2 protein-coding genes are annotated in these 2,220 nt (G+C 45.7%); both read left to right on the forward strand.

What is annotated here, in order from left to right; all coding sequences use genetic code 11:
- The coding region (locus tag AC1DWB_RS33885; RefSeq protein WP_477545474.1) for an S-layer homology domain-containing protein at positions 1-1,141 on the forward strand (1,141 nt) is incomplete at its 5' end.
- A gap of 522 nt (positions 1,142-1,663) precedes the next feature.
- On the forward strand, positions 1,664-2,220 hold a 557-nt coding region (locus AC1DWB_RS33890; RefSeq protein ID WP_477545475.1), incomplete at its 3' end, for a YncE family protein.

The raw sequence follows: 2,220 nt of genomic DNA on the forward strand, positions 1-2,220 counted from the left end.
TACCCAGGCTGCAGCAGATCGAGAAATTGCAGCTGGAGGGGATGCAAAAGTTACAGTTGGCAGTGACCTTGTCATTTGGACCAAGCACTTTACCAAATTTGCAGCTTATACACCGGTTACCCCGACTGAAAGCGGTGGCAGCGGCGATGGCAATGGCAGTAGCGGTGGCAGTAGCAGCGCTCCTTCTAATCGTTTTACGCTAGAGGCTTTCTCTAGTGCGGAGTTCACTCTCAACAACGTCAAGTTTTCAATTCCGGAAGGGGCTACGAACAAGACCATTCAAGTGACTGTAGATAAAGTGGCTGACATCTCAAGTCTACCTAAAGATGCCGCCTTGCAATTGCTTGGGGACGTTTACGAAGTTAAGAAAAATAGTGAGGGCGATTTCATTAAGCCTGTTAGGATCATACTGCCTTTTGACAGGTCAAAGGTAGACTTCAACAAGAAGGAGGCAGCAGTCTACTGGCTGAACGAACAAACGAACAAATGGGTGAAGCTGGACAATACGAAGGTGGATCAAGCAAGCGGTACCGTATCTGGTACTGTCATGCATTTCGCGAAGTTCGCCGTGCTCATTTCGGAACGAATTCAGACACCTTCGCCGTCCGCGAGTGAATCGAACTTGACCGACATCAAGGGTCACTGGGCGGAAGCCAGTATTCGAGAATTGATCAAAATGGGGGCAATCAACGGTTATCCCGATCAGACCTTTAAACCGAATAACCCTATTACCAGAGCCGAATTCGTCTCCATCCTGGTGAAGGCATTCAAGTTGACAGCGACGATTAGCAAGAATTTTACMGATTCTACGGATAATTGGGCTAAGGACTCCATCGGTACGGCAGCAACTTTGGGAATTGTATCCGGATTTGAAGACAATACCTTCCGTCCGAGCGATCTGATCACTCGTGAACAAATGGTTGTGATTGTAGTCCGTGCGGTGAAGCTGAGTGCATCGAGCAAATCTGTCAGCTTCAAGGACAATTCTGAGATTTCCAGTTGGGCAATCGAAGATGTAGCAACGGCAGTCGACAAAGGGCTAATCAACGGTTATGAAGATGGTACATTTAGGACACAAGCCAATACCACTCGTGCGGAAGCTACTGCGGTCATTCTTAAAGCAATGGCTCTTAGGAAATAAAATCATAGAATAGAATTAATTAATTTCTTGAAATCAGGGCGCTTCCCATATTGAGGTGGTACCCTGATTTTTTGTCTTCTAGTAAACAGGTGGTTTTGCCTTAGAGATGATACGTCTTTCGGCGCCTCAATCAGCTTGGGCAGACATAACGACGACGACGGTAGCTACCTAATCCTAATGTAGTAACTGCGGCGGACTTGCATATGATAAAAGTAACGGTTAAGAAGCAAAACCTAATGATTATAGTCAGACAAGTTTTCTCTTAGGAGAGAGCTTGTCTTCTTTTTTTGTCTGTGAGGAGAACAAAAGTATACCCGAATTCGGCTATTTTGCTACTTTCGGATAATAGAATGCGCGAAGGCAAGAGGGTAATATTTTAAGTTAGAGGGAACTGGGTAATGAAGTGGTTGGTGTTGATTCATGTATGATCGGCGCTTGGCAATCTAGATGGTGACATTATCGAGTCTATGCCTGTTAATTGCATGAGACACTCGAAGTTAAGGTAATTAGGAGGAATTGACAATGGGAATGAATAGCAAGAGACTGAATCCGCTCGAGGATCAGGGCAACCAGCGATTCACGCGTGGGGCATTTGAAAAGGCGCTTATTAGTCGATTTTACAAAATAATCGTGTTAGGGATTCTGATTGTGACGTTTCTCTCGGCGCCTCAATCAGCGTGGGCAGACACCAATTTGGCTGAAGTGGACGTAGGTGATAATCCAGTAGCAGTAGAGGTGAATCCAGTAACGAACAAAATCTATGTCGTCAATTATAATTCAAACAACGTGACTGTCATTGATGGCGCGGAGTACACGAGGACGTATGTAGCTGCGGGAGATGGGCCTAATGCAGTAGCGGTGAATCCCGAAACGAACAAAATCTATGTCACTAATAATAATTCAGACAACGTGACCGTCATTGACGGCACGAACAACACGACGACGACGGTAGCTGTGGGGGATACTCCTGTAGATATAGGAGTGAATCCCAAAACGAACAAAATCTATGTCGCCAAGTATAATTCACTCTACGTGACCGTCATTGACGGAGCGAGCAACACTACGACGCAGGTAACTAC

This window comes from Paenibacillus sp. P4_E11 (assembly GCF_056401635.1).